The organism is Rhizobium sp. WYCCWR 11146 (genome assembly GCF_013591995.1).
Taxonomy (GTDB): domain Bacteria; phylum Pseudomonadota; class Alphaproteobacteria; order Rhizobiales; family Rhizobiaceae; genus Rhizobium; species Rhizobium indicum.
Genome location: NZ_JACCEY010000023.1, coordinates 75,409 through 99,437, shown reverse-complemented (window position 1 = coordinate 99,437; position 24,029 = coordinate 75,409). Strand labels below are relative to the sequence as shown.

Below are 24,029 nucleotides of genomic sequence, written 5' to 3'. Positions count from 1 at the left end.
GGGCCCCCCCCGCCGAGCGGCGAGACGTTCGGGTCGACGACTTCATCGTCCCAGTAGAACATGATGTCGTCGGCATTGAACGGCGCGCCGTCCGACCATTTGGCGCCTTCGATCAGGTGCATGGTCAGCTTATGGCCGTCTTGCGACCAATCCCAGCTCTTGGCGAGGTTCGGCAACGGCTCGGTGTCTGAGGCCTGCACCTGGAACAGCGGCGCGGTGCGCGTCAGGCATTCGGAAAGGCCGATATCGATGCCACCCCAGCCCTGCGTCTGGCCGGCGCCATAGTTCCAGCCTTCCGGCCGGCCGCCGATGACGTGGCGCATCGTATCGCCGTAGACACCAATGCCGTCTGGCATATTGCCGGTCTTGAAGACCATAGGCTCCTTCGGCAGGCGATCCTTGACCGGCGGCAGCTTGCCGGTGGCGACGAAATTCTTCGTGACCCAGTCGGGCTCGTGATATTCGGGCAGCGCCTTGAACTCCAGGATGGAGTCGCGCGCCACATAGTTGATCTTGCCTTCGGCCGGAAAGTCCGCCGGTGCAGGTGGGATGGTTGGCTCGGAGGCATATGCATTCAGCGCCGCGGCTGAGACGCTGAGCGCCAGTCCGGCCAGGATGCCTGCGTTACGGAAATTCATCATCGTTTCTCCCTCTTGTTCCGGAGCGCGATCACGCGGCTCCTTTTTCCTCGAACGACATGAAAGCGGGCCTGACGCCATGGATTTCCCTCCCGGAAACCCATGACGACCCATCCTTCAAGAAAATCAGACGGCCTGTTTCAGCGCCGCCTTTTCCGCGCGCAGCTCCTCGATTGAGCGAACGTTGCGGCGTGCGGCCCCCGCCCAGTCGCGGGTCTGCACCTTCGATTTCGACAACCGCTCCTTGGCGGCCGGCACGGCATGCGCATATTGCGGCAGCCAGCGCGCCTGGGCAACGACCATTTCATCGACCATCTGCCAGACCTCTTCCGGCGTCGAGACGGCGCCGACCAGCGGATCGTGCAGCACGGCAAGCTTCAAGAGGTCGATATCACCCGATATTGCCGCATGCACCGACATGCGTTGGACGTTGATCGACGCGATGCAGGTGGCCGCACAGGCTTCCGGCAGGGTGACGCCGGAGACCATGTTGATGCCGAAGCGATCGACGAAGCCGGGCGATTCGATGATCGCATCGGACGGCAGGTTGGTGATGACGCCATTGTTCTTGACGTTGAAATGGCCGCGATAGACCCGGTTCGTCTCCAGCGCCTCGAGGATATGGCTTGCATGTTCGTTCGAGCGCTTGGCGGGATCGATCGGCCTTGCGGCGGATTCCAGGAATTGCGGATATTCCGTCTCGAACCAGTTGCGCGTTTCGGTGGAATGGCGGAGGTAGCCGCCGGTCTCGCCGTGGATCCAGTCGGACATGTCGATCCAGCGGGTGATCTCGTCAGGCCGCTTGCGATACCAGGGCAGGTATTCCGAGAGATGGCCGTTGCTTTCGGTGGAATAGACGCCGAAACGCTTCAGCACGTCGATGCGCAATTTTTCCTGCTGCGAATAGACCGGATGCGCCTCGAAAGCGGCGACCAGTTCGTCCTTGCCGATCTTGCGGCCATTGAGGCGCAGGTCGATGAACCAGGTCTGATGGTTGATGCCGGAGCAGATATAGTCGAGCTCGCTCACCGACTTCGCGCCGAGCACCTCGGCGATCTGTTCGGCCCCATGCTGGACGCCGTGGCAGAGGCCGACGGTATCGACCTTGCCGTATTCGATCGCCGCCCAGGTGTTCATCGCCATCGGGTTGGCATAGTTCAGGAATTTCGCGCCGGGCTCGGCGACCTCGCGGATATCCTTGCAGAAGTCGAGGATGACCGGGATGTTGCGCTGGCCATAGAGAATGCCGCCGGCACAGATCGTATCGCCGACGCACTGGTCGATGCCGTATTTCAGCGGGATTCTGATATCATCGGCATAGGCCTCGAGCCCACCGACCCGGACGCAGCTGATGATGTAGCGCGCGCCTTCCAGCGCCTGGCGCCGGTTGGTCGTCGCCGTCACCTTCGTCGGCAGCCCGTTCGCCTCGACGACGCGGTCGAGGATCGCCTTGATCATTTCCAGATTATGCTCGCTGAGATCCGTCAGCGCGAATTCGACGTCGCGAAACTCGGGAACGCACAATATATCGGTAAACAGCTTCTTGGTGAAACCGACGCTGCCCGCACCGATGATAGCGATTTTGAAACTCATGATCTTCACCTCGACCCAATCGAATGCTAAGGAAAAGAAGGTTATGGAGGATCAGGCCGCATGCTGACACATGTGGCTGAAAACGCCGTAAAATCTGCCTTTTTCCTCCCGGCCGCTCTATCGGCCGTGGTCTCTTCCTCTTGTCGGCCGGGATTATGCCCGAAATCGGCAGGGCGACCAGAGAAGGATTATGCTTTCAGGGGTAAATTTGTGCTGCAGGATTTGATCGCCAACGGACAGTCGATGAGGACGGTTTCGCTGCCCCGCGGCCGCCAGCGATTGCACGCCATGCCGACCAGCGCCGGCTACGAAGTGCGCGAGAACGAGAGCTATGACTGGGACGGCCGCCGGCGCGGCCAGACTCCCTTCACCGTGCTGCAGCACACGATCAGCGGCAGCGGCCAGCTGCGCTACCAGCACCGCAACTATCGCCTTCAGGGCGGCGACACGCTGCTCGTTCTGGTGCCGCACAATCATCGCTACTGGCTGGAGAAGGGCGATCGCTGGGAATATTTCTGGATCTCGATGAATGGCGAGGAAACGCTGCGCATCCACCAGATGGTGCTTTCCACCGCCGGCCCGGTGCTGAAGCTGCAGCCCTCGACCATCGACCATCTCGCCGATTGCAGCCTGCGCCTCGTCAAGGGCGCGACGTCGCCGGGTGCTGCCTCGGCGATTGCCTATGAAGCGGCGATGGCGCTTTACGACGATGTCTTCGGCTCGCCGGCCTTTGCCGCCGAGCTCAGCTTCATGCAGCCGGTGATCGACCATATCAACGCCAATCTCGAAAAGGCGCTACCGGTCAGCGAGCTTGCCAGCATCGTCGGCCTCAGCCGCGCGCATTTCTCGCGCAGCTTTGCCGAGAGCGAGGGCATGCCGCCGGCCGAATTCGTGCTGCAGCAACGCCTGCAGCGCGCCGTCAAGCTTCTGACCAAGGCCGACTTCCTGCCGGTCAAGGAAGTCGCCATCATGTGCGGCTTCGAGGACCCCAACTATTTCTCCAAGGTCTTCCGCCGCGTCTACGGCACCAATCCCACCGAATTCCGCACGACGGGCATGTATGCCAGCATCGGAAAACTGAGATAGCCGGCCGCCTGGCAACCCAGAACCTTCAGGCCCGCACCTCGAACACCATGTTGAACGGCGTTTCCGTGGCGCGGCGGAAATGCGTGAATCCGGCGTCGAGCGCGACCTTTCGAAGCTTCATTTCTCCCGCCTGTGCGCCGAGCCCAAGCCCCACCTCCTGGGAGAGTGACGCCGGCGTGCAGATCATCGTCGATGCTCCGTAATAGACGCGGCCGACCGGGTTGAGATTGTCCTTGAGATGGTCATGGGCAAAGGGCTCGACGATGAGCCACGTGCCGTTCGGCCCCAGCGTTTCCTTGACATGCCGGCCGGCGCCGACCGGATCGCCCATGTCGTGAAGGCAGTCGAACATGGCGACCATATCATAGCCGCGCCCCGGAAATTCCGCCGCCGAGCCCTGCTCGAAGGTCACACGATCCGCGACACCCGCATCCTTCGCGGCGGCCTTTGCTCTTTCGATCGACGGGCCGTGATAGTCGAAGCCGGTGAAGCGGGAGGCGGGATAGGCCTGCGCCATCAGGATGGTCGATGCCCCATGACCGCAGCCGACATCGGCGACACTGGCGCCGGCCTTGAGCTTTGCCTCGACCCCGGCAAGAGCCGGAATCCATTCGGCCACGAGATGGCTGTTGTAGCCCGGGCGAAAGAACCGTTCGGTGCCTCGGAAAAGGCAGGTGCTGTGCTCATGCCAGCCGAGACCCTTGCCGGTACGGAAAGCATCGGCGACCTTTGACTCGTCCATCCACATGGATTGCACGACCTCGAAGGCGCCGACGAAAAAGGCCGGGCTGTTTTCCTCGGCAAACACCATCGCCTGTTCCGGCGTCAGGCTGAAACGATCGGTCTTTTCATCGTAAGCGACATAATCGGCAGCCGCCTGGGCGCTCAGCCATTCCCTGAGATAACGCTCCTTTATCCCCGTTTTCGCGGCAAGGTCCTGGACGCTCATCGGCGTTCCGTCGGCCATCGCCTTATAGATTCCGACCTGGTCGCCAAGCACGACCAAGGCACCTGACATGGCGGCGCCGACGTCCCCAACAAGACGACCGACAAGCGCATCGAGTTTTTGCATATCTGGCTCACGCATTGTTACCTCCCGGGTGCGTGATAAAGGTAATCTAAATTAGACTTTAATAATATTCAGTCAATCAACCTGGTCGTTCGATAGATGAGCGTGGAGTATTAAAGGCCGAAAGAATGGAATAGGCGTGCCCATTCCAGGGCTCACAACATGCTGTGCCGTCATGCACCTGCTCTCATCATCGCTTGTATCGAGATTACGTTTTTAATATAATCTCCCCGAGGCAGAATCACACTTTTGATGCAAGGTTATTGTTTTGTGTCTATCTTCCGCTCAATGCCGCGCTGCTCGTGCCCTTTTGGCATGGTCTCAGGACGATCTGTCATCGGCATCGAAAGTCGCCAAGGCGACGATCGCTAATTTCGAGGCCGGCAAGCGCTCTCCCTACGAACGGACCCTTCAGGATATGAAGCACGCCCTGGAAGGCGGCGGCGTCATTTTCATCCCCGAAAATGGCGGGGGTGCGGGTGTTCGCCTTGCGAAACGCGCCGATGCGTCGATCGACACGAATGAAACCGAGACGGTTCAATATGAAGAATATCTCAAAAACGACGCACCGCCCGGTGCAGGTGGCTGAATGATGGCAAAGAAAGAAAAGCTCGAACACTCCGAACTGGCGGGAGAATTCACCGATGACGGGATCACCGTGCTCGTCGATATCTTCCGCACATCCGGCAGCAATGAAGACTGGACGATGGAGGTGGTCACGCAGGCGGAAGACCTGATCCGCTGGGACGAGCCATTTGCGACCGACCGGGATGCCTTCGACGAATTCCTGGCCGTCGTCGCGCGGGACGGCATTCGATCGTTTCTCGAAGATGAAGAGCCATCCGTGCATTGAGGAATATTTGTGAAAAGCATCAATGATCTCGTCGCATCGGCGAAAACCGTCTGCGATCGATACCGGGCCGGGCGGATGGAGCGCGAGACCGTGCGGGAATGGGTTCTCGGACTTGGCGCCTATCCGCCGCCGCATGGAGAGCGCGTGCGGGAAGCAGCGGAATGGTTCCGGCTGCACAATCGCGAGCCTGTTTCCGAAGACATCGTGCTGGTGGACATCGACCGACTTGCAGCGATTGCAGCGCCTTGATCGTCGCGGCGCTGGCGCTGTTTTGCGGTTGTCTCGCCGCCTCGATCCGGACTGGCGCAATTACGCCGTTACTAGGCGGCGTAGGACCAATGACGATCATCAGCCTTATGCATAATACCCTCATCGCAGCGTCCATGCAGAGCGGTCTGGGGGTTCCGCTATTTCGGCAAATGTGACACCCCTACCGCTGACATGGCTCCTGCATCTCACGCGCGAAGCGTACGTCAAGCGCGGCTAGGTCATTTTAATTCGTGCGATAAATAGAAGGAACAGCACGTGGCAGCATTTCCGGAAAAGGCAAAGGTCGTCATCATCGGGCTCGGCGGTATCGTCGGCGCCTCCATCGCGCATCATCTCGTCGAGCGGGGATGGGACGATATCGTCGGCATCGATAAGTCGGGCATCCCGACGGATATCGGCTCGACAGCCCATGCCTCGGACTTCTGTTACACCACGAGCCACGACTATCTGTCGGTCTGGACCACGCAGTATTCGATCGATTTCTACGAGAAGATGGGCCATTACGCCCGCATCGGCGGCCTCGAAGTGGCGCGCACCGGCGACGATACCTGGATGGAGGAAATCAAGCGCAAGCTATCCTCCGCACGCGCTTTCGGCACACGCGCCCATTATGTCAGCCCTTCCGAGATCAAGGAGAAGTTCCCGCTGATCGAGGAAGATCAGGTTATGGGCGGCCTTTACGATCCGGATGCCGGCCTCGTGATTCCGCGCTCGCAGACCGTTGCCGGCAAGCTGGTCGATGCCGCCGAAAAGGCCGGCAAGCTGCAGGTGTTCGGCAACACGCCCGCGAAGTCGCTGATCGTCGAAGGCGGTCGCATCAAGGGCGTCGTCACCCATCGCGGCACTGTTATGGCCGACCATGTCATCGTCTGCGCCGGCCTCTGGGGGCGCCTGATCGCGGAGATGGTCGGCGAAGACCTGCCGGTCATGCCGGTCGACCACCCGCTCACATTCTTCGGTCCGTATAATGAATTTGAAGGCACCGGCAAGGAAATCGGCTTCCCGCTGCTGCGCGACCAGGGCAACTCCGCCTATATGCGCGATACCGGCGACCCGGCGACGACGGAGGGCGGCCAGATCGAGTGGGGCTATTACGAAGCCACCAATCCGCGCATGTGCCATCCGCGCGACATTCTCGAAAAACACGAGGCGCGCCTTTCGCCCTCGCAGCGCGACCTCGAGATGGAACAGATCATCGAGCCGCTCGAGCGCGCCATGGAACTGACGCCGATCCTCGGCGAACTCGGCTATAACGAAGGTCACTCCTTCAATGGCCTGCTGCAAGTTTCGGCCGGCGGCGGCGCATCCTGCGGCGAGAGCCAGAAGGTGCGCGGTCTCTGGTATTGCGTTGCCATCTGGGTCAAGGACGGCCCGGGCTATGGTAAGCTGATCGCCGACTGGATGACCGATGGGCGGACTGAAATCGATCACAACAGCATCGACTACGCCCGCTTCTATCCGCATCAGTTGACGGAAGAGTTCATCGAGGGCCGCTGCTACGAAGCCGCCCAGAAGATCTATTTCCCGGCTGTTCACACCCGCGAACCCTATGCATCCGGCCGCAACGCCAAGCGCTCGCCCTTCTACGAGCGCGAAAAGGAGCTTGGCGGTTACTTCATGGAACTTGGCGGCTGGGAGCGTGCGCACGGCTACGCCGCCAACGAGCACCTTCTGGAGAAATACGCCGACCGCGTCCCGGTTCGCGAGAACGAATGGGACAGCCGCCATTTCTGGCGCGTATCGAATGCCGAGCATCTGGCGATGAGCGAGGATTGCGGCATCGTCAATCTTAGCCACTTCCACATGGTCGATATCGAGGGACCTGATCATGTCGAACTGATGGAATGGCTGTGCGCCGCCAAGATCGGCGGCGATGCAAACATCGGCAAGGGCGTTTACACCCACTTCCTCGACGACGAAGGCATGGTCCGCGCTGACTTCACCGTCTTCCGCATGGCCGATCGGTGCCGTCTCGTCAACGGCGCCGATGCCGGCCCGCGCGACCTGCACTACATGAAGCGCGTCGCCGAAGACCGCGGCCTTGACGTGATCATCACCGACGTCTCGGAAAAATTCGTGACGATCGGCATCTGGGGTCCGAACGCGCGCGACACGCTGAAGAAGGCCGTGGCCGATCCGGCCGGCCTCGATCAAGAAAACTTCGCCTTTGCGGCGATCAAACCGATCGAAATCGCCGGTAAGCCTGTGACCGCCTTCCGCATCTCGTATGTTGGCGAGCAGGGTTGGGAACTGCACATGAAGTACGAAGACGGCCTCGCCGTCTGGGATGCGCTGCGCTCGACCGGTGTGATGGCCTTCGGCGTCGAAACCTATGCGAACTCACGCCGCATGGAAAAGAGCCTGCGCCTGCAGAACGCCGACCTGCTGACCCAGTACAACCTGATCGAAGCCGATCTCGCCCGACCGAAGGTCAAGGAAGCCGATTTCCGCGGCAAGGCAAAACACCTGGAATACAAGGCGCGCGAGCACCAGCCGGCCATGCTCTGCACGCTTGTGATGACCGAGAATACTGATAAATCGGGCGTGAAGCGTTATCCCGTCGGCAACATGCCTGTTGTCGATCCCGCCACCGGAGAGGTTCTGGTCGACGAGCTTGGCCGTCGGTCCTACACGACCTCGGTCGCCTACGGCCCAACGGTCGGCAAGAACATTGCTCTGGCCTATCTGCCCTGGTCCCATTGCCAGGTCGGACGCAGGCTGAATGTCGAGTATTTTTCCGAGACTTATCCGGTGGAGGTTGTCGGCGTCGGGTACAAGCCGATCTATGACCCAGAAAACCTGAAGCCGCGCACCTAAGCGCATCGGCCCCGCAAATCGGAATCGATTTTCGGAAAGCACGTGCGAGGATTAAAAGTGTTACAGCGCCGCGTGTCTTAAAAGACGTGCGGCGCTGTAAGCGCTCCAGCACTTGTGACGCCGCAAGGATGGGGCGCCACAGACATGAGGTTGATCGTCAGCGCCACGCTGAACGGCGGCTCGGATGGTCGCTGGTGACCCGGATCCGTCACCTGTCCGCTTCCGACGCTCTGGGTGCGCTATTTTACGGTTGCCTCGCAGTGAGATTGGAAGTCAGGATGCGGCGAAGCGTCATTAGAATTCAAGAGTGAGACATGATGTTGACCGAAAACCGTTCACACTTGTCGGCATCATGCTCTGGCGAGTGGACAGTCGATGCTTGATAATCCCACATGGTCCGGAGTGCTTGCCGATCCTGTCGTCCAGGCCGGGACGTTGGCCGTAGTCGGTGCGATCATCACGCGCATAGCGCTTCGGCCCTTCCCGAGCTGGAAGCTCGCAGGCCAGGTGTTTTTCTTCGCGGCGCTGACCGTCCTGCTGCTCTATCACGATATCGTACCCTACGAAGTCGGGCCGACGACGGCTTCGACCTTCGAACGCGTCTTCATCGCCCTTGCCAAGGTGGTCTGGTGGATCAATGCCGCCTGGGCGCTGATCGCCTTCGTCCGCGTCTTCCTGATCTTCGAGCGCCAACCGCGCGAAGGTCGTCTCGTTCAGGATCTGGTCATCGGCCTGATCTATCTCGGCGCGATCCTCTCGGTGGTCGCCTATGTCTTCAGCTTTCCCGTCGGCACGCTGATCGCCACATCAGGCGTCTTTGCCATCATCCTCGGCCTTGCGATGCAGAGCACCCTGAGCGACGTCTTTTCCGGCATCGCGCTCAATCTCGGCCGGCCCTATACGATCGGCGACTGGATCGTGCTGAATGACGGCGTCGAGGGTCGTGTCGTCGAAACCAACTGGCGCTCCACCCATCTGTTGAACGGCTCGAACGACCTCGTCGTCCTGCCCAACAGCTTTCTGGCCAAAGTCGGCCTGACCAATCTCAGCAGCCCCGACCGCAGTCACGGCGCCTCACTGACGGTCCGGGTCGTGCCGACGATCGGGCCGTCGGCGATCATCGAGGTCATGCGCGCCGTGCTTTTGAGCAGCGGCTCGATCCTGGCCGAGCCGAAACCCGGCGTGCAGATCAAATCGCTGACATCAGATGCAGTGGAGCTGGAGCTCTCCTTCCGCGTCAGGGATATCGGCCAGACGGGGCCGGCGAAGAACGAGATTTTCGATCTCATCTACCGCCATATCAAGGCCGCCGGCCTCACCTTGGCACGGCCGCTCGACGCCGCCGGCCCACCGCCCGACCAGTTGCAGTCGGAAGAGGTGGTGAAGCCGCACCGGCCGACGCCGCTCAAGCTTCTCGACGCCATCCCGTTGTTTTCCTCGTTGACCGAGGACGAGAAGGAAACGATCGCAGCCTCGATGACCAGGCGAACCTACAAGAAGGATTCCATTCTTATCGAGCAGGGCGATACGGTCGCATCGCTGATGATCGTGCGCAGCGGCGCCCTGGTCGCCACGCGTCAGGAAGGCCATAAGGAAATCGAACTCGGCCGGCTGGCGCCGGGCGATTATTTCGGTGAGAGCGGACTGTTGATCGGGGTCGGCGAGGCCGCCAGCCTGCGGGCGCTCACCTTCGTCGTCGTCTACGAGATCGCCCAGGCAAGCCTGACGCCGCTGCTGCACGACCGGCCCGGCATCGCCGAAGAGCTTGCCGCTACCCTCTTACACCGTATCGAGACCGGCCAGCATTCCTTCGCGGCCGAAGGCGCCACGTTGCACGGCCGCTCGGTGAGCTCGCTGGTGACGCGTATCCGCCACCTGTTCCAGGTGCCGCAATAGGCTCCGCGCTGCTATCTGCTGTCGCCGTTTCCAGCCTCGACGGCCTCATCTGGCGCGCGGCTCGGAATGAACCGCTTCGAGATCAGCCAGCAGCCGAGCGCCCAGAGCGCGCCGGCGCACCATCCGGCGAAGACGTCCGTGGGGTAATGAACGCCGAGATAGATCCGGCTCAAACCGACGACGACGGCAAGGAAGACGCCGGCACCCATGACGAAGATCCGCGTCGACGGATAACGCTGCGTTCGCGCCACGAGCGCGCCTAGCGTCAGATAGGTCACCGCCGAGACCATCGCATGTCCGCTGGGAAAGCTGAGATCGCTCACTTCGACCAGATGCGGCACGATATCGGGACGCGGCCGGGCGACGAGAATCTTCAGCGTCGCGCTCGCCAGCCAGCCGGTCAGCACCGAGGAAACGACGAAGATGGCGATCGGCCAGCGCCGGTCGAACAGAAGATAGATGGTGATCAGTGCCGTCAGCAGCGAGAGGACGGTAATGCCGCCGAGGGCGGTGATATCGTCGACGGCATGCGTCAGCCAGTCGGGGCCGATCGGCACGGCAAGATCATCCGCGCGTCTCAACGCCAGCAGGATCACCTCGTCGAAGCGAAAGGTCTCGCCTTCCAGGACTTCGCTGGTCAGCCGCTGGAGCACGAACAGCCCGCCGGCGATCGATGCGAGCGTAATCAGCGTCAGCGGTTCATAGGCGGTAAGCCTTGTCAGAAAACCTCGTCGTTGAACCTCGGTCATGCCTGCCGTCGAGCTCCCTTTAATCGTGCCGGTCCTCGCCAAATCGGCAATGTGAAGCGAGGTTTCAAGACCTTGCGGGATTCAAGGACATTCCCGAGGGCGGCCGTAACCTGATCTGGACACGCTTGGTAGCAAAAGCTCAACCTTCTTTTGCTATCGCTGGAGACGATTGCGGTGGAGGTGATTTCGGCGATGAAAATTCCGACAGTGATGGTTCTGATGGCAGCCCTCCTGCAGCCGGTCTCAGCCTTCGGCGAGACCGAATGGATCGGTGGCGCGAGACAATGGTCGGTCGGTTTCGCCAATGAGAGCCCGCATCCCTATTGCCGCCTGCTGTGGGACAGCGAAATCGGCAAGACCATGGAATTCCGCCAGAGCGCGACCGAGACGTTCTGGCTGGTCGCAAAGACCACATGGGACATTCCGGCCGGCACCAAGACCGAGGTGACGCTGACCGACCGCATGGCGACGAAGGTAATCGCTGCCGATTTCTTCGACAAGAACACGCTTCGCCTCTGGGGTCCGGCCAGCAAGGGGAGCGCCGGACTGAAGAAGATCATCAAGAATTCCTTTGCCGGAATGCCTGACGTGCAGATCACCTTTGCCGGTGACGAAGGCGACTGGACGCTGCCGCTCTCGCGGGTGGAGCAGCTCTACCCGACCTTCGTCCAGTGCCTCAAACGTCTCGAGGCCGGCGAAAAACCAAAGCAGAATTCCGAGACCCAGCCGTTCTGAGGCCGATTATAGCGGCGGCGCAGTCTCGCGGATCAGGCTGCGGACAGCCTCGATATCGCCGTTGAGCGGCCGCTCGTCGCCGTAATGGGAAACATGTTTCCGCACGGCTTTATAGACAAGGTCCGTGCCTGCCGCCCGCGCCGCCGTCGCCGCCAGGAAATCATGCGCCTGTGCCGCCGCCATCAATTCGATCGCCAGGATATATTCGGCGTTGTCGATGACGGTGAGCAGCTTGCCGGCCGCGGCCGTCGGGTGCGCGAGAAAATCCTCCTGCAGGCCCGAGGTCAGCCCGCCGTCCATGGCCGCGGGTGCGGCAAGGCGGCGGTTCTCGTTGCTGAGTGCGGCAGCGGTATATTGGGCGATCATGAACCCGGAATGGCTGCCGGCATCGCTGGCGAGGAAGGGCGGCAGGTCGCTCACCAGCGGATTTACCAGCCGGTCCATGCGCCGTTCGCTGATCGCGCCGATCTGCGCGAGCGCAATCGCCAGGCTATCTGCCGCCTGCCCGAGCGCCGGGGCAACCGCATGGGCCTCGGAGGAGACGATCGGTTGTTCCGGCGTGCCTGAGACAGCCGGATTGTCCGTCACCGAAGCAAGCTCCTGATTGACGACGCGGGCGGAATTGTCGAAGACATCGCGGGCGGCGCCATGCGCATGCGGCACCGAACGAAGGCTGAGCGCATCCTGCGTGCGCCGGCCGAAGGCGGCGGCGACAAGGCCGCTGCCCTGAAGCCGCGCACGCAGCGTCGCGCCCACTTTCTCGATTCCCGCCGATGGGCGCAGCGCCAGCACGGTCGCGTCGAAGGCGGCGATCTGGCAGCCCGCCGCTTCCAGCGTCAGTGCTGCGATCGCATCGGCCCAATCGAGCAGCCGCTCGGCGCGCGAAAGCGCGACAGTGGTCAGGCCCGTGGCGCAGGCCGTGCCGTTGACCAAGCTCAAGCCCTCCTTGGCGCCGAGCACCAGTGGTTCGAGGTCGATCGCGGCAAGCGCTTCGCGACCGCTCATGCGCCGGCCGCCCAGGTGGGCGCTGCCTTCGCCGATCAGAACGAGCGCTATATGGGCGTTGTGGACGAGATAGCCGGCAGAGCCCTTGGACGGCACATCGGGAATGCAATCATGCTCCAGCATGGCCGCAAGATGCTCGACGATCTGGCGCCGCACGCCGGAATGACCATGGGCGAAATTGGCAATTTGTGCTGCGATGATAGCGCGCACCTCGCGGGCAGCCAGCAATGGCCCGACGCCGCAGGCATGGCTGAGCACGATGCTGCGCGACAACAGGCTCTGCGAGGCGCGATCGACCACCGTATCGGCCAGCGCCCCGACGCCGGTATTGACGCCGTAGGCGCGCACTCCCGTCTCGACGATGCGCGCGACGATGCGGCTTGCCTGCTCGACGCGCGCTGAGGCGGCGGGCGACAGCGCAAGCGCTTCCCCTGCCCCGACGCGCGCGACATCGCGCCAAGTCAGTACGGACTGGATCGTGATTGTCATTGACCGCTTCCGAAATGGCCGATGAACTGGCGGAAAGCGGGGGTCGCGCCGCCGGTGAACATCTCGTCCGGCTTGCCGCTGCTTTCGATCAGGCCTTCGCGCATGAAGACGACGCGGTTCGAGACGTTGCGGGCAAAGCTCATTTCATGGGTGACAACGAGCATGGTCATGCCTTCCTCGGCAAGCGCGCGCATGACGCGCAGCACCTCGCCGACAAGCTCCGGATCGAGCGCCGAAGTCGGCTCGTCGAACAGCATCACCTTCGGTTTCATCGCCAGCGCCCGGGCGATTGCGGCGCGCTGCTGCTGGCCGCCGGAGAGATGGGCCGGATAGGCATGGCGCTTATCGGCGATGCCGACCTTTTCGAGCAGCGCTTCGGCCTCGGCGATACAGTCGGCGCGCGGCCGCTTCAGCACATGGATCGGCCCCTCGATGACGTTCTGCAGGATCGTCATGTGGGACCAGAGATTGAAGGACTGGAACACCATGCCGAGTTCGGAGCGGATATGGTCCACCTGCTTCTGGCTGGCCGGCTTGCTCCGCCCGTTCTTGTGCACCATGCGGATCTCCTCGCCGTCGACCCAGATCTCGCCGTCGCTGGCGGTTTCGAGCATGTTGATGCAGCGCAGAAAGGTCGACTTGCCGGAGCCGGAGGCGCCGAGCAGCGAAATCACATCGCCGTCTTCCGCATCGAGGGAAATTCCGCGCAAGACCTCGTGCGTACCGAAGCTCTTGCGGATATTGCGGACCGATAGTCGGGTTACGCCTGGCATGGGTGCTCCAATCGGGTCAAAAGCCGCTCACGCCTTCAGCGCTTGCGGGGCCGCGCGGCGGTGTCGGGAGAGCGAATATTCGAGCAGAGCCATGCCCTGCAGGATGATGAAGTTCAGAATGAGATAGATGATCGCCGCACAGAGAAAGACTTCCATCGTACGGTAGGTTTGCGAGATCAGCCGCTGGGCGACGCCGGTGACTTCCCAGACGGTGACGAGGCTTGCGAGCGCCGTCGACTTCATCATCAGCACGATCTCGGTGGAATAGGCCGGCAGTGCGTGGCGGAAGGCGATTGGCGCGAGGATCCGGCGGACCAGCAGGAAGCCGGACATGCCGATCGAGCGCGCCGCCTCGATCTCCTTCGGCGAGACGGCGCGAATGCCGCCGCGAAAGATCTCCGCCGTATAGCCGGCCGTGCAGAGCGCCAGCGACAGCACGGCGCAGACCATCGGCTCGCGCAGGAACGGCCAGAGGAAGGAATAGCGGATGAAGCCGAACTGGCCGAGGCCGTAGAACACCAGGAACATCTGGATCAGCAGCGGCGAGCCGCGGAAGATGAAGATGTAACCCTTTGCGAAGCTCGTAAGCACCGGGTTACCGCTGGTCCGCATCCAGACGATGACGAGTGCCAGCAGGCCACCTGTGATGATCGACAGCGAAAACAGGATGAGCGTAGTCGGTACGGCCTTGAGCAAGGTGACCATGGTCGAGGCGATGAAGGTGAAATCCATTGTCGCCTCCTTACGCCTGGCCCATGGCGGATGCCGGCATGCTGCGGTTGGCGCGGCGCTCCGCCCCGTTGAAGATGCGGTCCGAAAGGCTGGTCAGGAGCAGATAGAGGCAACCGCCGGCGATGAAGAACAGGAAATATTGCCGGGTCGAGCCTGCCGCAACCTGGCTGGTGCGCATCAGCTCGGCAAGCCCGGTGACGGAGATCAGCGCCGAATCCTTGAGACTGAGCTGCCACACGTTACCGAGGCCGGGAATGGCGAGGCGAAACACCTGCGGCATGATGATGCGGCGAAGACGCATGCCACGATGCATGCCGATCGCCGAGGCGGCTTCGAGCTCGCCCTTGGAGATGGCAAGGAAGGCGCCACGGAACACCTCCGCCTGGTAGGAGCCGGAGATGATGCCGACGGCAAGCGCGCCTGCGATAAAGGAGGGCAAGCCGAGGAAACCCTCGTAACCCATTGCCTTGCCGATCGCGGTGACGGCCGAGGAGCCGCCAAAATAGATGAGATAGATGATCAACAGTTCGGGCACGCCACGAAACACCGTCGTATAGACGTTGCCAAGCCCGACGAGGATAAGATTGCCGGAGAGTTTTGCCGCCGCGACAATCGCGCCGAGTACCGCGCCGATCGCCAGCGCCGTTGCCGTGACGGCCAGCGTCATCAAGGCGGCGGCAATGAGCAGCGCGCCCCATCCGGTCGAGCCGAAGCCGAGCAGTTCCAAGCTTGCCATATCGTCCGTTCCCCGTCCGTGGCAGTGTTTTGCGGATTGACAATAGCATGCTGTCTCCGGCGATAAAGCCGGAGACAGGTGTTTGCGGCCGAAAGGCCGAAACGCTTATTCCTGCGGGCTGACGTCGACCTTGAACCACTTCATCGACAGGTTCTTGACCGTGCCGTCGGCAAGCGTCGACTTGATCGCCTCGTTGAACTTGTCGCGCAGATCCGTATCGGCCTTGCGGATGCCGAGACCTTCGCCCTCGCCCCAGATCGAGCCGACGATCTCCGGGCCGGTGAAGTCGAGCGTGTCGTTGGCAGCCTTAAACGCGTTGGCGAAATAGACGGCGTCATCGAAGCCGAGGTCGATACGGCCGTTCTGCAGGTCGAGGTCGCGGTCGGCGCCGGTCTTGTATTCGCGGATCTCGGCAATGTCGCCGAAATTGTCATAGACGAACTTGGCATAGACGGTTGCCGCCTGGATGCCGATCGTCTTGCCCTTGAAGACTTCCTTCAGCGCGTCGATCTCCTTCACGCCGGTCTGGCCGGGTGTCATCTTGATCGTGGCGCCGGTGCCGGCGGCCTTTGCCAGCGGGCTGTCCTTGGCGGTGGCGAAGGCAGCAGGGGTGGCGGCATAAGGAATGGTGAAACCAATCACCTGCTTGCGCTCCTCTGTGATCGACAGCGCATCCATGATGACGTCGAACTTGCCGGCGTTGAGCGCCGGGATCATGCCGTCCCAATCGGAGGCAACGAGCGTGCATTCGATCTTGGCGCGCTCGCACAGCACCTTGGCGAGTTCCGGTTCGAAGCCGCCGAGCGTGCCGTCGGCATTGGTGAGGTTCCAAGGCGCGTAGGCGCCTTCGAGGGTAATCGTCGCCTTCGTCCAGTCTTTGGAAAAGGCAGGCGCGGCAAAGGCGGAAAAAGCCGCCACACCGCAAAACAGGATTGCGCTGAATTTCATTTGTGAATTCTCCTCTGGAGTTGAAACAGACCTTGCGGCACCACGGCCGATCTTCGCCGGCTTGCCCTTTCCCGTCCTATTTCTGTTTCAAGGACCGATTGGGAGGTTGTATATGGTACCATATGAGATATTTTGTGATATGCAAGAGGGAAAGTCGAATTATGTGGCGAATTCCCTTCGTGCAAAAGGAATAGGCAATGAAACGTCCCGGCGAGATGAAGCGCGAATTGGCGGAAAATGACAGCACCCCGCTCTATGCCGGCGTCAAGCAGGTGATCCTCGACCGCATCCAGAGCGGCGAGTGGCCGCCGAAATACCGCGTGCCCTCGGAAAACGAGCTGGTCGTCGAACTCGGCGTCAGCAAGATGACCGCCAACCGGGCACTGCGCGAACTTGCCAATGAGGGCGAGCTCATCCGCATCCAGGGCGTCGGCTCCTTCGTCGCCGAGCGCAAGGGCTATTCGGCGCTGTTCGAAGTGCGCAACATCGCCGAGGAAATCGCCGAACGCGGCCATGTCCATGAGGCCGCCGTCGTCGTTCTCGCCCAGGAAACCGCCTCTCCCGAGGTTGCCGACGCGCTCGAATTGCCGATCGGTGCGGCAGTTTTTCATTCGCTGATCGTCCACAGCGAAAACGGCGTTCCGGTGCAGATCGAGGACCGCTTCGTCCATCCGGAAGCCGCCCCAGAATATCTCGCTCAGGATTTTTCGACGCTGACACCGAACGCCTATCTGACGGCCGCGGCCCCGCTCAGCGGCTCCGAGCATGTCGTCGAGGCGGCGATGCCGCAGGCCTGGGAATGCAAGCTCTTGACCATCATGAAGACCGAACCGTGCCTGACGATCCGCCGGCGCACATGGTCGGCAAAACAGGTGGTCTCAACCGCCCGTCTCGTCTATCCCGGCCACCGCTATCGGCTCGAAGCGCGCAGTGGCAAGATGTTCGAGGAATGAAAACACTGCCCGTGTTGTATATGGAACATGGGCAGCTATTAGGATGCCGGCGTGAAACGTGCCACCAGCGCGTGACGATCGCCCGGATAGGTGAAGCGCACATGCGTCACTGGGCCGGCATTGCTCCAGGTGCGGCGTTCTACCACGAGGCAGGCGGTATTGCGTGGTATATCGAGAGCCGCGGCCAGCTCGGCACCAGCTGAGACGGCATGGATCCGGTGTTCGGCCGTGCTCCACGGCACTTGGTTGAGCAGCCAGGGGCCGGGCGCCATCGTCAGGAAATCGGCATCGGCGGCTTCAGGTACCGTCGCAAGACTGATCAGCCGCTCCTCCAGGCAAAAGGGCCGCGCGCCGGCATTGTGGATGCAAACGACCTCGACGACCGAGGACGCCACAGGCAGTTCCAGACGGCGGCTGTCGTCCGCCTTGGCCTTGCGGCTCACCTTCTTCGAAACCGCATAGGAATAAGGCAGGTTCAGCGACTGCACCTCAGCCTTGATGTCGTGGATTTCGAGAATGGCCGATTGTGCCTGCGGCTGGGTGACGAAGCTGCCGGACTTCTTGCGGCGCTCGATGAGGCCGGCCTTGGCGAGCTGGGTCAGCACCTTGTTCACCGTCATGCGCGAGCAGTCATACTGCGTGGCGAGATCGACCTCGAAGGGAATGCGGTGCCCCGGCGGCCATACGCCCGAGACGATATGGCCCTCGATGTCGCTCAGGATGCGCTGATGCAAGGTCGGATCCCTGCTTTGGTCCATTGCCACGCTCCGGTTGGTCTCCCGCTCTAGCGCATCGGCCCGAAAATCGAAATCGATTCTCGGAAGCACGATGCGTCGATTCAAAGTGTTACAGCGTCCTTTGCGCGCCTGAAAAGACACGCGGCGCTGTAATTCCAATAGCCCGCCAGGAAAAGCTCCTTTTCAGGCAGCAAGCAATTCCCCCATCGCAGCGAGGAATCGCCGGTCGATGACGTCGCGCCTGAGATGGCGTCCGCCCTCCACCTGCTTGCGGCCGCGCGCCCAGACGCAATCGACGGAAATGCCGCCTGCAAACAGCCAGTGATCGAGGGCCTGGTCGCCTGCGAGATAAGGAACGGCCGTGACATCGAGCGATACGATATCGGCGTGATAGCCCTCGACGAGACCTGCCGGTGCTTTCAATGCGGCACCGCCGCCGGCAAGTGCATGGGTAAACAGCGAAAGCGCCGTCGAACCGCCGGGTGCTGCGATGACGTTGCGGGCGCGAAGCGCCAGGCGCTGCGAATATTCGAGCTGGCGCAGTTCCTCCGGCACGGAGATCAGCACGTTGGAATCCGAACCGATGCCGTAACGCCCGCCCTCTTCGAGGAAGAGCGGTGCGGCAAAGGCGCCATCACCGAGATTGGCTTCGGTGATCGGGCAGAGGCCGGCGATCGCGCCGCTTTTCGCCATCCGCCGCGTTTCGTCCTCGGTCATGTGCGTCGCATGGATCAGGCACCAGCGCTCATCCACAGGCGCATGATCGAGCAGCCATTGCACAGGCCGCGCACCGGACCAGGCGATGCAGTCCTCGACTTCCTTCACCTGCTCGGCGACATGGATATGGATGGGGCCGTCCCCCGCCATCGGCACGAGCCGTGTGAGCTCGTCCGGTGTTGCAGCGCGCAGGCTGTGCGGTGCCAGCCCGAGCTCGGCGCCGTCGAGCCGGCCGGTCACTGCCCGGCATCCCTCCATCAGCCTTTCGAAGCTTTCGAGCGAATTGATGAAACGCCGCTGGCCGTCGATGGGGGCAGCACCGCCGAAGCCGGAATGGGCATAAAAGACCGGCAGCAGCGTCAGCCCGATGCCGGTCTCTTCGCTCGCTACGCCGATGCGTTCGGCAAGCTCGGCGATGTTGGCGTAGGCGCTGCCATCTCTATCATGGTGGAGATAGTGGAACTCGCCGACGCGGGAAAAACCGGCTTCCAGCATCTCTGCATAGAGCTTGGCCGCGACCGCCTCGACATGCTCCGGCGTCATCGCCAGGGCAAACTTGTACATGACAGTGCGCCAGCTCCAGAAGCTGTCATGTGCCGGCCCGCGCACTTCCGCAAGGCCGGCCATCGCCCGCTGGAAGGCATGGCTGTGCAGGTTCGCCACGGCAGGAAGGAGGAGAGCGTGGCGTTGGTCGCCGGGCTCAGGAGCAGTGCCGATTTCGATCCGCGCGATGCGCCCGGCCTCAAGCGTCAGCCGCACATCCTTCTGCCAGCCTTGCGGCGTCAGCGCCGTGCCTGCGTGAAGTGTGGTCATGACCTTCCCTCTCCTCTTGCCGTGCCGCCGATCTTTCTTTTCCAGAAAAGCGCACAAAATTTCTCTTGTCACCTGTCGATTATGTATATACATGTTTTGACATAAGGAAAGGCGCAAAGCTGATGACCGGGAACATTTTTTCAGACGAAGCTCCATCTGCCGACACCCGCCAAGTGCTGTGGCGCAATGCGCGACTCGCCACGCTGGCGCCGACAAAATCGGGGCTCGGCATCGTCGAAAAGGGTGCTGTGCTGGTCGAAAACGGCCGCATCGCCTTTGCCGGCGCCGAAAGCGAGCTGCCGGCATCGGCCATCGAACATTCCGACATCATCGATCTCGAAGGCCGCTGGGTAACGCCCGGGCTCGTCGACTGCCACACCCACATCGTTCACGGCGGCAACCGCGCCCGCGAGTTCGAAATGCGCCTGGCAGGCGCGACCTATGAGGAGGTCGCCCGCGCCGGCGGCGGCATCGTTTCCTCGGTGAAGGCGACCAATGCGCTGTCGGTCGAGGAGCTTGTCGCGCAGGCCCTGCCGCGGCTCGACACGCTGCTTGCCGAAGGCGTGACCACGATCGAGATCAAATCCGGCTACGGGCTGAACCGGACCGGTGAAGTGAAGATGCTGCAGAGCGCCCGCCTGCTCGGCCATATCAGACCGGTCCGCGTCGCCACCAGCTATCTCGGCGCCCATGCGACGCCTGTGGAATATAAGGGTCGCAACGGCGATTATCTCGATGATGTTGTCCTGCCCGGTCTTGACGACATGCACGGCCTCGGTCTTGCCGATGCCGTTGACGGCTTCTGCGAGGGCATCGCTTTTTCGATCGCCGAGATCGCCCGCGTCTTCGACAAGGCCAAAGCACTCGGCCTGCCGGTCAAGCTGCATGCCGAGCAGCTCTCCAATCTCGGCGGCGCCAGGCTCGCCGCATCTTACGGCGCGCTTTCAGCCGATCACCTCGAATATCTCGACGAAGATGGCGTTGCGGCGATGGCCGCAGCCGGCACCGTCGCCGTGCTGCTCCCCGGCGCCTTTTACGCCATCCATGAAAAGCAGAAGCCGCCGGTAGAGGCGCTGCGACGGGCAGGCGTGCCGATCGCAATCGCCACCGATTGCAATCCCGGCACCTCGCCGCTCACCTCGATGTTGCTCACCATGAACATGTCGGCGACGCTTTTCGGTCTCACCGTCGAGGAATGCATCGCCGGCGCCACCCGCGAAGGCGCCCGCGCGCTCGGCCTGCTCGACAAGACGGGAACGCTCGAACCCGGCAAATCCGCCGATCTCGCCGTCTGGAATATCGAAAACCTCGCCGAGCTCGTTTACCGCATCGGCTTCAACCCGCTTCACGCACGCGTCTTCAAGGGCGAAAGGAACGGCCGATGACCATCACGCTCCACCCGGGCTCCGTCTCGCTCAAGGATCTCGAAACCATCTACTGGACCGGTGTGCCGGCAAGGCTCGATCCCACCTTCGATGCGGGGATCGCCAAGGCCGCTGCCCGCATCGCCGAGATCGCCGCCGGCAATGCGCCGGTCTACGGCATCAATACCGGCTTCGGCAAACTCGCCTCGATCAAGATCGACAGCGCCGATGTGACCACCTTGCAGCGCAATCTCATCCTGTCGCATTGCTGCGGCGTCGGCGCGCCGCTGCCTGAGAATATCGTGCGGCTGATCATGGCGCTGAAGCTGGTCTCGCTCGGGCGCGGCGCCTCCGGCGTGCAGCTGGAGCTGGTGCGGCTGATCGAAGGCATGCTGGAAAAGGGCGTCATTCCGCTGATCCCGGAAAAGGGCTCGGTCGGCGCCTCCGGCGATCTTGCGCCCCTTGCCCATATGGCGGCGGTGATGATGGGCGAGGCCGAAGCCTTCTTCGCCGGCCAACGCCTCTCAGGCGCCAAAGCCCTCGAAAAAGCTGGCCTCAGACCGGTGGTGCTCGCCGCCAAGGAGGGCCTAGCGCTGATCAACGGCACCCAGACCTCGACGGCGCTGGCGCTCGCCGGCCTCTTCCGCGCCCATCGTGCCGCGCAGGCCGCCCTGATCACCGGCGCGATGTCCACCGACGCCGCCATGGGCTCTTCGGCGCCGTTCCATCCGGATATTCACACATTGCGTGGCCACAAGGGCCAGATCGACACGGCATCAGCCCTTCGCGCGCTGCTCGAAAACTCCATCATTCGCCAGAGCCACATCGAGGGCGACGAGCGTGTGCAGGATCCCTATTGCATCCGCTGCCAGCCGCAGGTCGACGGCGCCTGTCTCGATCTGCTGCGCTCGGTCGCCCGCACCCTTGAAATCGAGGCCAACGCGGTCACCGACAATCCGCTGGTGCTCTCGGACAATTCCGTCGTTTCCGGCGGCAATTTCCACGCCGAACCCGTCGCCTTCGCTGCTGACCAGATCGCGTTGGCCGTCTGCGAGATCGGCGCGATTTCGCAACGCCGCATCGCGCTGCTGGTCGATCCGACCCTCTCCTACGGCCTGCCGGCCTTCCTCGCCAAGAAGCCAGGCTTGAATTCCGGCCTGATGATCGCCGAGGTCACCTCTGCGGCGCTGATGTCCGAGAACAAGCAGATGTCGCACCCGGCCTCGGTCGATTCGACGCCGACATCGGCCAACCAGGAAGACCATGTCTCCATGGCCTGCCACGGCGCCCGCCGGCTCCTCGGCATGACCGAGAACCTGTTCGGCATCATCGGCATCGAGGCGCTGACCGCCGCCCAAGGCGTCGAACTGCGCGCACCGCTGTCGACGAGCCCGGAACTGAGCAAGGCGATCACCGCGATCCGCACCAAGGTTCCGAGCCTCGACGTCGATCGCTACATGGCAAACGACCTCGCCGCCGCCGCCGAACTGGTGGCAACGGGCGCCCTGAACGCCTCGGTTTCGAATGGTATTCTGCCGGTTCTGGAGGGTTGATCGTGATGGTTCTGGACTTGGTACCCCCCTCTGCCCTGCCGGGCATCTCCCCCACAAGGGGGGAGATCGGCTGGTTGGCCCCGCTCGCTCCGACATCAATTGTTTGGCAAAGCCCCATCCACGAGTCAATCTCCCCCCTTGTGGGGGAGATGTCCGGCAGGACAGAGGGGGGTAGCGCCCCAGACACCGGAGCGCTTTGCCTATGACCACACCATACGAAATCCGCCAGGGCACCTCCCCCGTCATCCTCGGCTTCCCCCATACCGGCACCGACGTGCCGCCTGAGATCGCCGACCGCCTCAACGACAACGGCCGCATCCTCGCCGACACCGACTGGCACATCCACCGCCTCTATGATGGCCTGCTCGACAATGTCACAGTGGTGCGCGCCACCTTCCACCGCTACGTGATCGACGCCAACCGCGATCCCCAAGGCGTGAGCCTCTACCCCGGCCAGAACACCACCGGCCTCATTCCCCAGACGGATTTCGACGGCAAGGCGATCTGGAAGGAAGGCGCTGCACCCGATGAGGCCGACATCGCGGCGCGGCTGCGGGATTTTCATGCCCCCTATCATACTGCGCTTGCCGCCGAGATCGAACGCGTCAAGGCAATCCACGGCGTCGCAATCCTCTACGACTGCCACTCGATCCGGTCGCACATTCCCTTTCTCTTCGAAGGCAAGCTGCCGGATTTCAATATCGGCACCGATATGGGAAAGACCTGCGACAGCGCGATCGAGCAGGCGACGCTCACAGTCGTCGCAGCCGCCGAAGGTTACGACGGCGTGCTCAATGGCCGCTTCAAGGGCGGCTGGACGACACGCCACTATGGTCGGCCCGACACTGGTGTGCACGCGATCCAGATGGAGCTCGCACAATCGACCCATCTCCAGACCGAGACTGCGCCCTTTGCCTACGACGCCGCCAAGGCAGACAGACTTCGCGTTCATCTCAAAAACATTCTGGTGCGCATCGAGCAGATTGCGCCAGGCCTGAAACGATAACGATCTCTCGACAGGGGAACCGCCATGAACAATCCACGCCATAATATCCGCGAAATCCGCGCACCCCGCGGCAACGATCTCAATGCCAAGAGCTGGATGACCGAAGCGCCGCTGCGCATGCTGATGAACAATCTCGATCCCGACGTCGCCGAAAACCCGAACGAACTCGTCGTCTATGGCGGCATCGGCCGCGCCGCCCGTACCTGGGAGGATTTCGACCGCATCGTCGCGACGCTGAAGACGTTGACGGAAGAAGAAACACTGGTGGTCCAATCCGGCAAGCCGGTCGGCGTGTTCCGCACCCACAAGGATGCGCCGCGGGTGCTGATCGCCAATTCCAACCTCGTACCGCATTGGGCGACCTGGGATCATTTCAACGAGCTGGATAAGAAGGGCCTTGCCATGTACGGCCAGATGACGGCCGGCTCGTGGATCTATATCGGCACGCAGGGCATCGTGCAGGGCACCTACGAGACCTTCGTCGAGGCCGGCCGCCA

Annotated in this window: 21 protein-coding genes and 3 pseudogenes; 13 read left to right on the top strand and 11 right to left on the bottom strand. The window is 62.2% G+C overall.

Annotation, left to right across the window (positions count from 1 at the left end):
- Together HX899_RS18040 and HX899_RS18035 are read right to left on the bottom strand one after the other, a co-directional pair.
- A pseudogene (locus HX899_RS18040) lies at window positions 1-641 on the bottom strand (ABC transporter substrate-binding protein); the annotation flags it as partial.
- A 123-nt stretch (window positions 642-764) separates the two neighbouring features.
- Complete coding sequence (locus HX899_RS18035; RefSeq protein ID WP_181292995.1) at window positions 765-2,231, bottom strand: alpha-glucosidase/alpha-galactosidase; 1,467 nt, start codon at window positions 2,229-2,231, stop codon at window positions 765-767.
- Between the two features lie 60 nt (window positions 2,232-2,291).
- Between HX899_RS18035 and HX899_RS18030 the strand changes: the two genes are divergently transcribed.
- Window positions 2,292-3,317: an AraC family transcriptional regulator gene (locus HX899_RS18030; protein ID WP_173883703.1), complete on the top strand. Its 1,026-nt coding sequence runs from the start codon at window positions 2,292-2,294 to the stop codon at window positions 3,315-3,317.
- Window positions 3,318-3,342: 25 nt separating this feature from the next.
- On the opposite strand, the gene HX899_RS18025 is transcribed toward HX899_RS18030, so the two are convergent.
- Window positions 3,343-4,404 (bottom strand): class I SAM-dependent methyltransferase, encoded by a 1,062-nt coding sequence (locus tag HX899_RS18025; protein ID WP_181292994.1) that lies wholly within the window; start codon window positions 4,402-4,404, stop codon window positions 3,343-3,345.
- A 250-nt stretch (window positions 4,405-4,654) separates the two neighbouring features.
- On the opposite strand from HX899_RS18025, the gene HX899_RS18020 reads away from it, so the two are divergent.
- The 6 genes and pseudogenes from HX899_RS18020 to HX899_RS17995 all read left to right on the top strand — a co-directional run bounded on the left by HX899_RS18020 (window position 4,655) and on the right by HX899_RS17995 (window position 10,222).
- Window positions 4,655-4,975, top strand: a complete 321-nt coding sequence (locus tag HX899_RS18020; protein ID WP_105009339.1) for a helix-turn-helix domain-containing protein — start codon at window positions 4,655-4,657, stop codon at window positions 4,973-4,975.
- Window positions 4,976-4,978: 3 nt separating this feature from the next.
- A complete protein-coding gene (locus tag HX899_RS18015) occupies window positions 4,979-5,239 on the top strand; it encodes a hypothetical protein (RefSeq protein ID WP_025397793.1) in 261 nt (86 codons plus the stop codon).
- A gap of 9 nt (window positions 5,240-5,248) precedes the next feature.
- Entirely contained in the window at window positions 5,249-5,488 is a 240-nt protein-coding gene (locus tag HX899_RS18010) for a hypothetical protein (protein WP_164575672.1), read from the top strand.
- 53 nt (window positions 5,489-5,541) lie between these two features.
- Window positions 5,542-5,664, top strand: a pseudogene (locus HX899_RS35125) (bifunctional methylenetetrahydrofolate dehydrogenase/methenyltetrahydrofolate cyclohydrolase); the annotation flags it as partial.
- Window positions 5,665-5,764: 100 nt separating this feature from the next.
- On the top strand, window positions 5,765-8,326 hold the full coding sequence (locus tag HX899_RS18000; RefSeq protein ID WP_181292992.1) for an FAD-dependent oxidoreductase: 2,562 nt from the start codon (window positions 5,765-5,767) through the stop codon (window positions 8,324-8,326).
- Window positions 8,327-8,701: 375 nt separating this feature from the next.
- Entirely contained in the window at window positions 8,702-10,222 is a 1,521-nt protein-coding gene (locus HX899_RS17995; protein WP_180195269.1) for a mechanosensitive ion channel family protein, read from the top strand.
- 11 nt (window positions 10,223-10,233) lie between these two features.
- Here the strand turns inward: HX899_RS17995 and HX899_RS17990 are convergent, their stop codons facing one another.
- Window positions 10,234-10,971, bottom strand: a complete 738-nt coding sequence (locus HX899_RS17990; protein WP_171598097.1) for a phosphatase PAP2 family protein — start codon at window positions 10,969-10,971, stop codon at window positions 10,234-10,236.
- Between the two features lie 192 nt (window positions 10,972-11,163).
- Here HX899_RS17990 and HX899_RS17985 point away from each other — a divergent pair, with 192 nt between their 5' ends.
- Window positions 11,164-11,706 carry a hypothetical protein gene (locus tag HX899_RS17985; protein ID WP_171598098.1) on the top strand — a complete coding sequence of 181 codons (543 nt, stop codon included), beginning with the start codon at window positions 11,164-11,166 and terminating at the stop codon, window positions 11,704-11,706.
- Between the two features lie 6 nt (window positions 11,707-11,712).
- On the opposite strand, the gene hutH (HX899_RS17980) is transcribed toward HX899_RS17985, so the two are convergent.
- The 5 genes from hutH (HX899_RS17980) to HX899_RS17960 form a co-directional block, all read right to left on the bottom strand.
- Window positions 11,713-13,200 (bottom strand): histidine ammonia-lyase, encoded by a 1,488-nt coding sequence (gene hutH / locus HX899_RS17980; RefSeq protein ID WP_181292991.1) that lies wholly within the window; start codon window positions 13,198-13,200, stop codon window positions 11,713-11,715.
- Window positions 13,197-13,973, bottom strand: coding sequence for an ABC transporter ATP-binding protein (locus HX899_RS17975; RefSeq protein WP_027687824.1), 777 nt, complete (start codon window positions 13,971-13,973; stop codon window positions 13,197-13,199). Before HX899_RS17975 ends, hutH (HX899_RS17980) begins: the two co-directional genes overlap by 4 nt.
- 27 nt (window positions 13,974-14,000) lie before the next feature.
- Complete coding sequence (locus tag HX899_RS17970) at window positions 14,001-14,705, bottom strand: ABC transporter permease (RefSeq protein ID WP_171598100.1); 705 nt, start codon at window positions 14,703-14,705, stop codon at window positions 14,001-14,003.
- Between the two features lie 10 nt (window positions 14,706-14,715).
- On the bottom strand, window positions 14,716-15,441 hold the full coding sequence (locus HX899_RS17965; protein WP_181292990.1) for an ABC transporter permease: 726 nt from the start codon (window positions 15,439-15,441) through the stop codon (window positions 14,716-14,718).
- A gap of 105 nt (window positions 15,442-15,546) precedes the next feature.
- Entirely contained in the window at window positions 15,547-16,389 is an 843-nt protein-coding gene (locus HX899_RS17960; RefSeq protein WP_171598102.1) for a transporter substrate-binding domain-containing protein, read from the bottom strand.
- A 197-nt stretch (window positions 16,390-16,586) separates the two neighbouring features.
- On the opposite strand from HX899_RS17960, the gene hutC (HX899_RS17955) reads away from it, so the two are divergent.
- Window positions 16,587-17,342 (top strand): histidine utilization repressor, encoded by a 756-nt coding sequence (gene hutC / locus HX899_RS17955; RefSeq protein ID WP_011654961.1) that lies wholly within the window; start codon window positions 16,587-16,589, stop codon window positions 17,340-17,342.
- Window positions 17,343-17,380: 38 nt separating this feature from the next.
- Here hutC (HX899_RS17955) and hutC (HX899_RS17950) read toward each other — a convergent pair whose 3' ends face one another.
- A complete protein-coding gene (gene hutC / locus HX899_RS17950; RefSeq protein WP_171598104.1) occupies window positions 17,381-18,100 on the bottom strand; it encodes a histidine utilization repressor in 720 nt (239 codons plus the stop codon).
- 162 nt (window positions 18,101-18,262) lie between these two features.
- Entirely contained in the window at window positions 18,263-19,609 is a 1,347-nt protein-coding gene (locus HX899_RS17945) for a formimidoylglutamate deiminase (protein ID WP_181292989.1), read from the bottom strand.
- A gap of 122 nt (window positions 19,610-19,731) precedes the next feature.
- Between HX899_RS17945 and hutI the strand changes: the two genes are divergently transcribed.
- The 4 genes and pseudogenes from hutI to HX899_RS17925 all read left to right on the top strand — a co-directional run.
- A complete protein-coding gene (gene hutI, locus HX899_RS17940; protein ID WP_181292988.1) occupies window positions 19,732-20,994 on the top strand; it encodes an imidazolonepropionase in 1,263 nt (420 codons plus the stop codon).
- Window positions 20,991-22,526, top strand: a complete 1,536-nt coding sequence (hutH, locus tag HX899_RS17935; RefSeq protein ID WP_181292987.1) for a histidine ammonia-lyase — start codon at window positions 20,991-20,993, stop codon at window positions 22,524-22,526. Before hutI ends, hutH (HX899_RS17935) begins: the two co-directional genes overlap by 4 nt.
- Before the next feature lie 202 nt (window positions 22,527-22,728).
- Complete coding sequence (gene hutG / locus HX899_RS17930) at window positions 22,729-23,532, top strand: N-formylglutamate deformylase (protein WP_138389759.1); 804 nt, start codon at window positions 22,729-22,731, stop codon at window positions 23,530-23,532.
- A gap of 24 nt (window positions 23,533-23,556) precedes the next feature.
- Window positions 23,557-24,029, top strand: a pseudogene (locus HX899_RS17925) (urocanate hydratase); the annotation flags it as partial.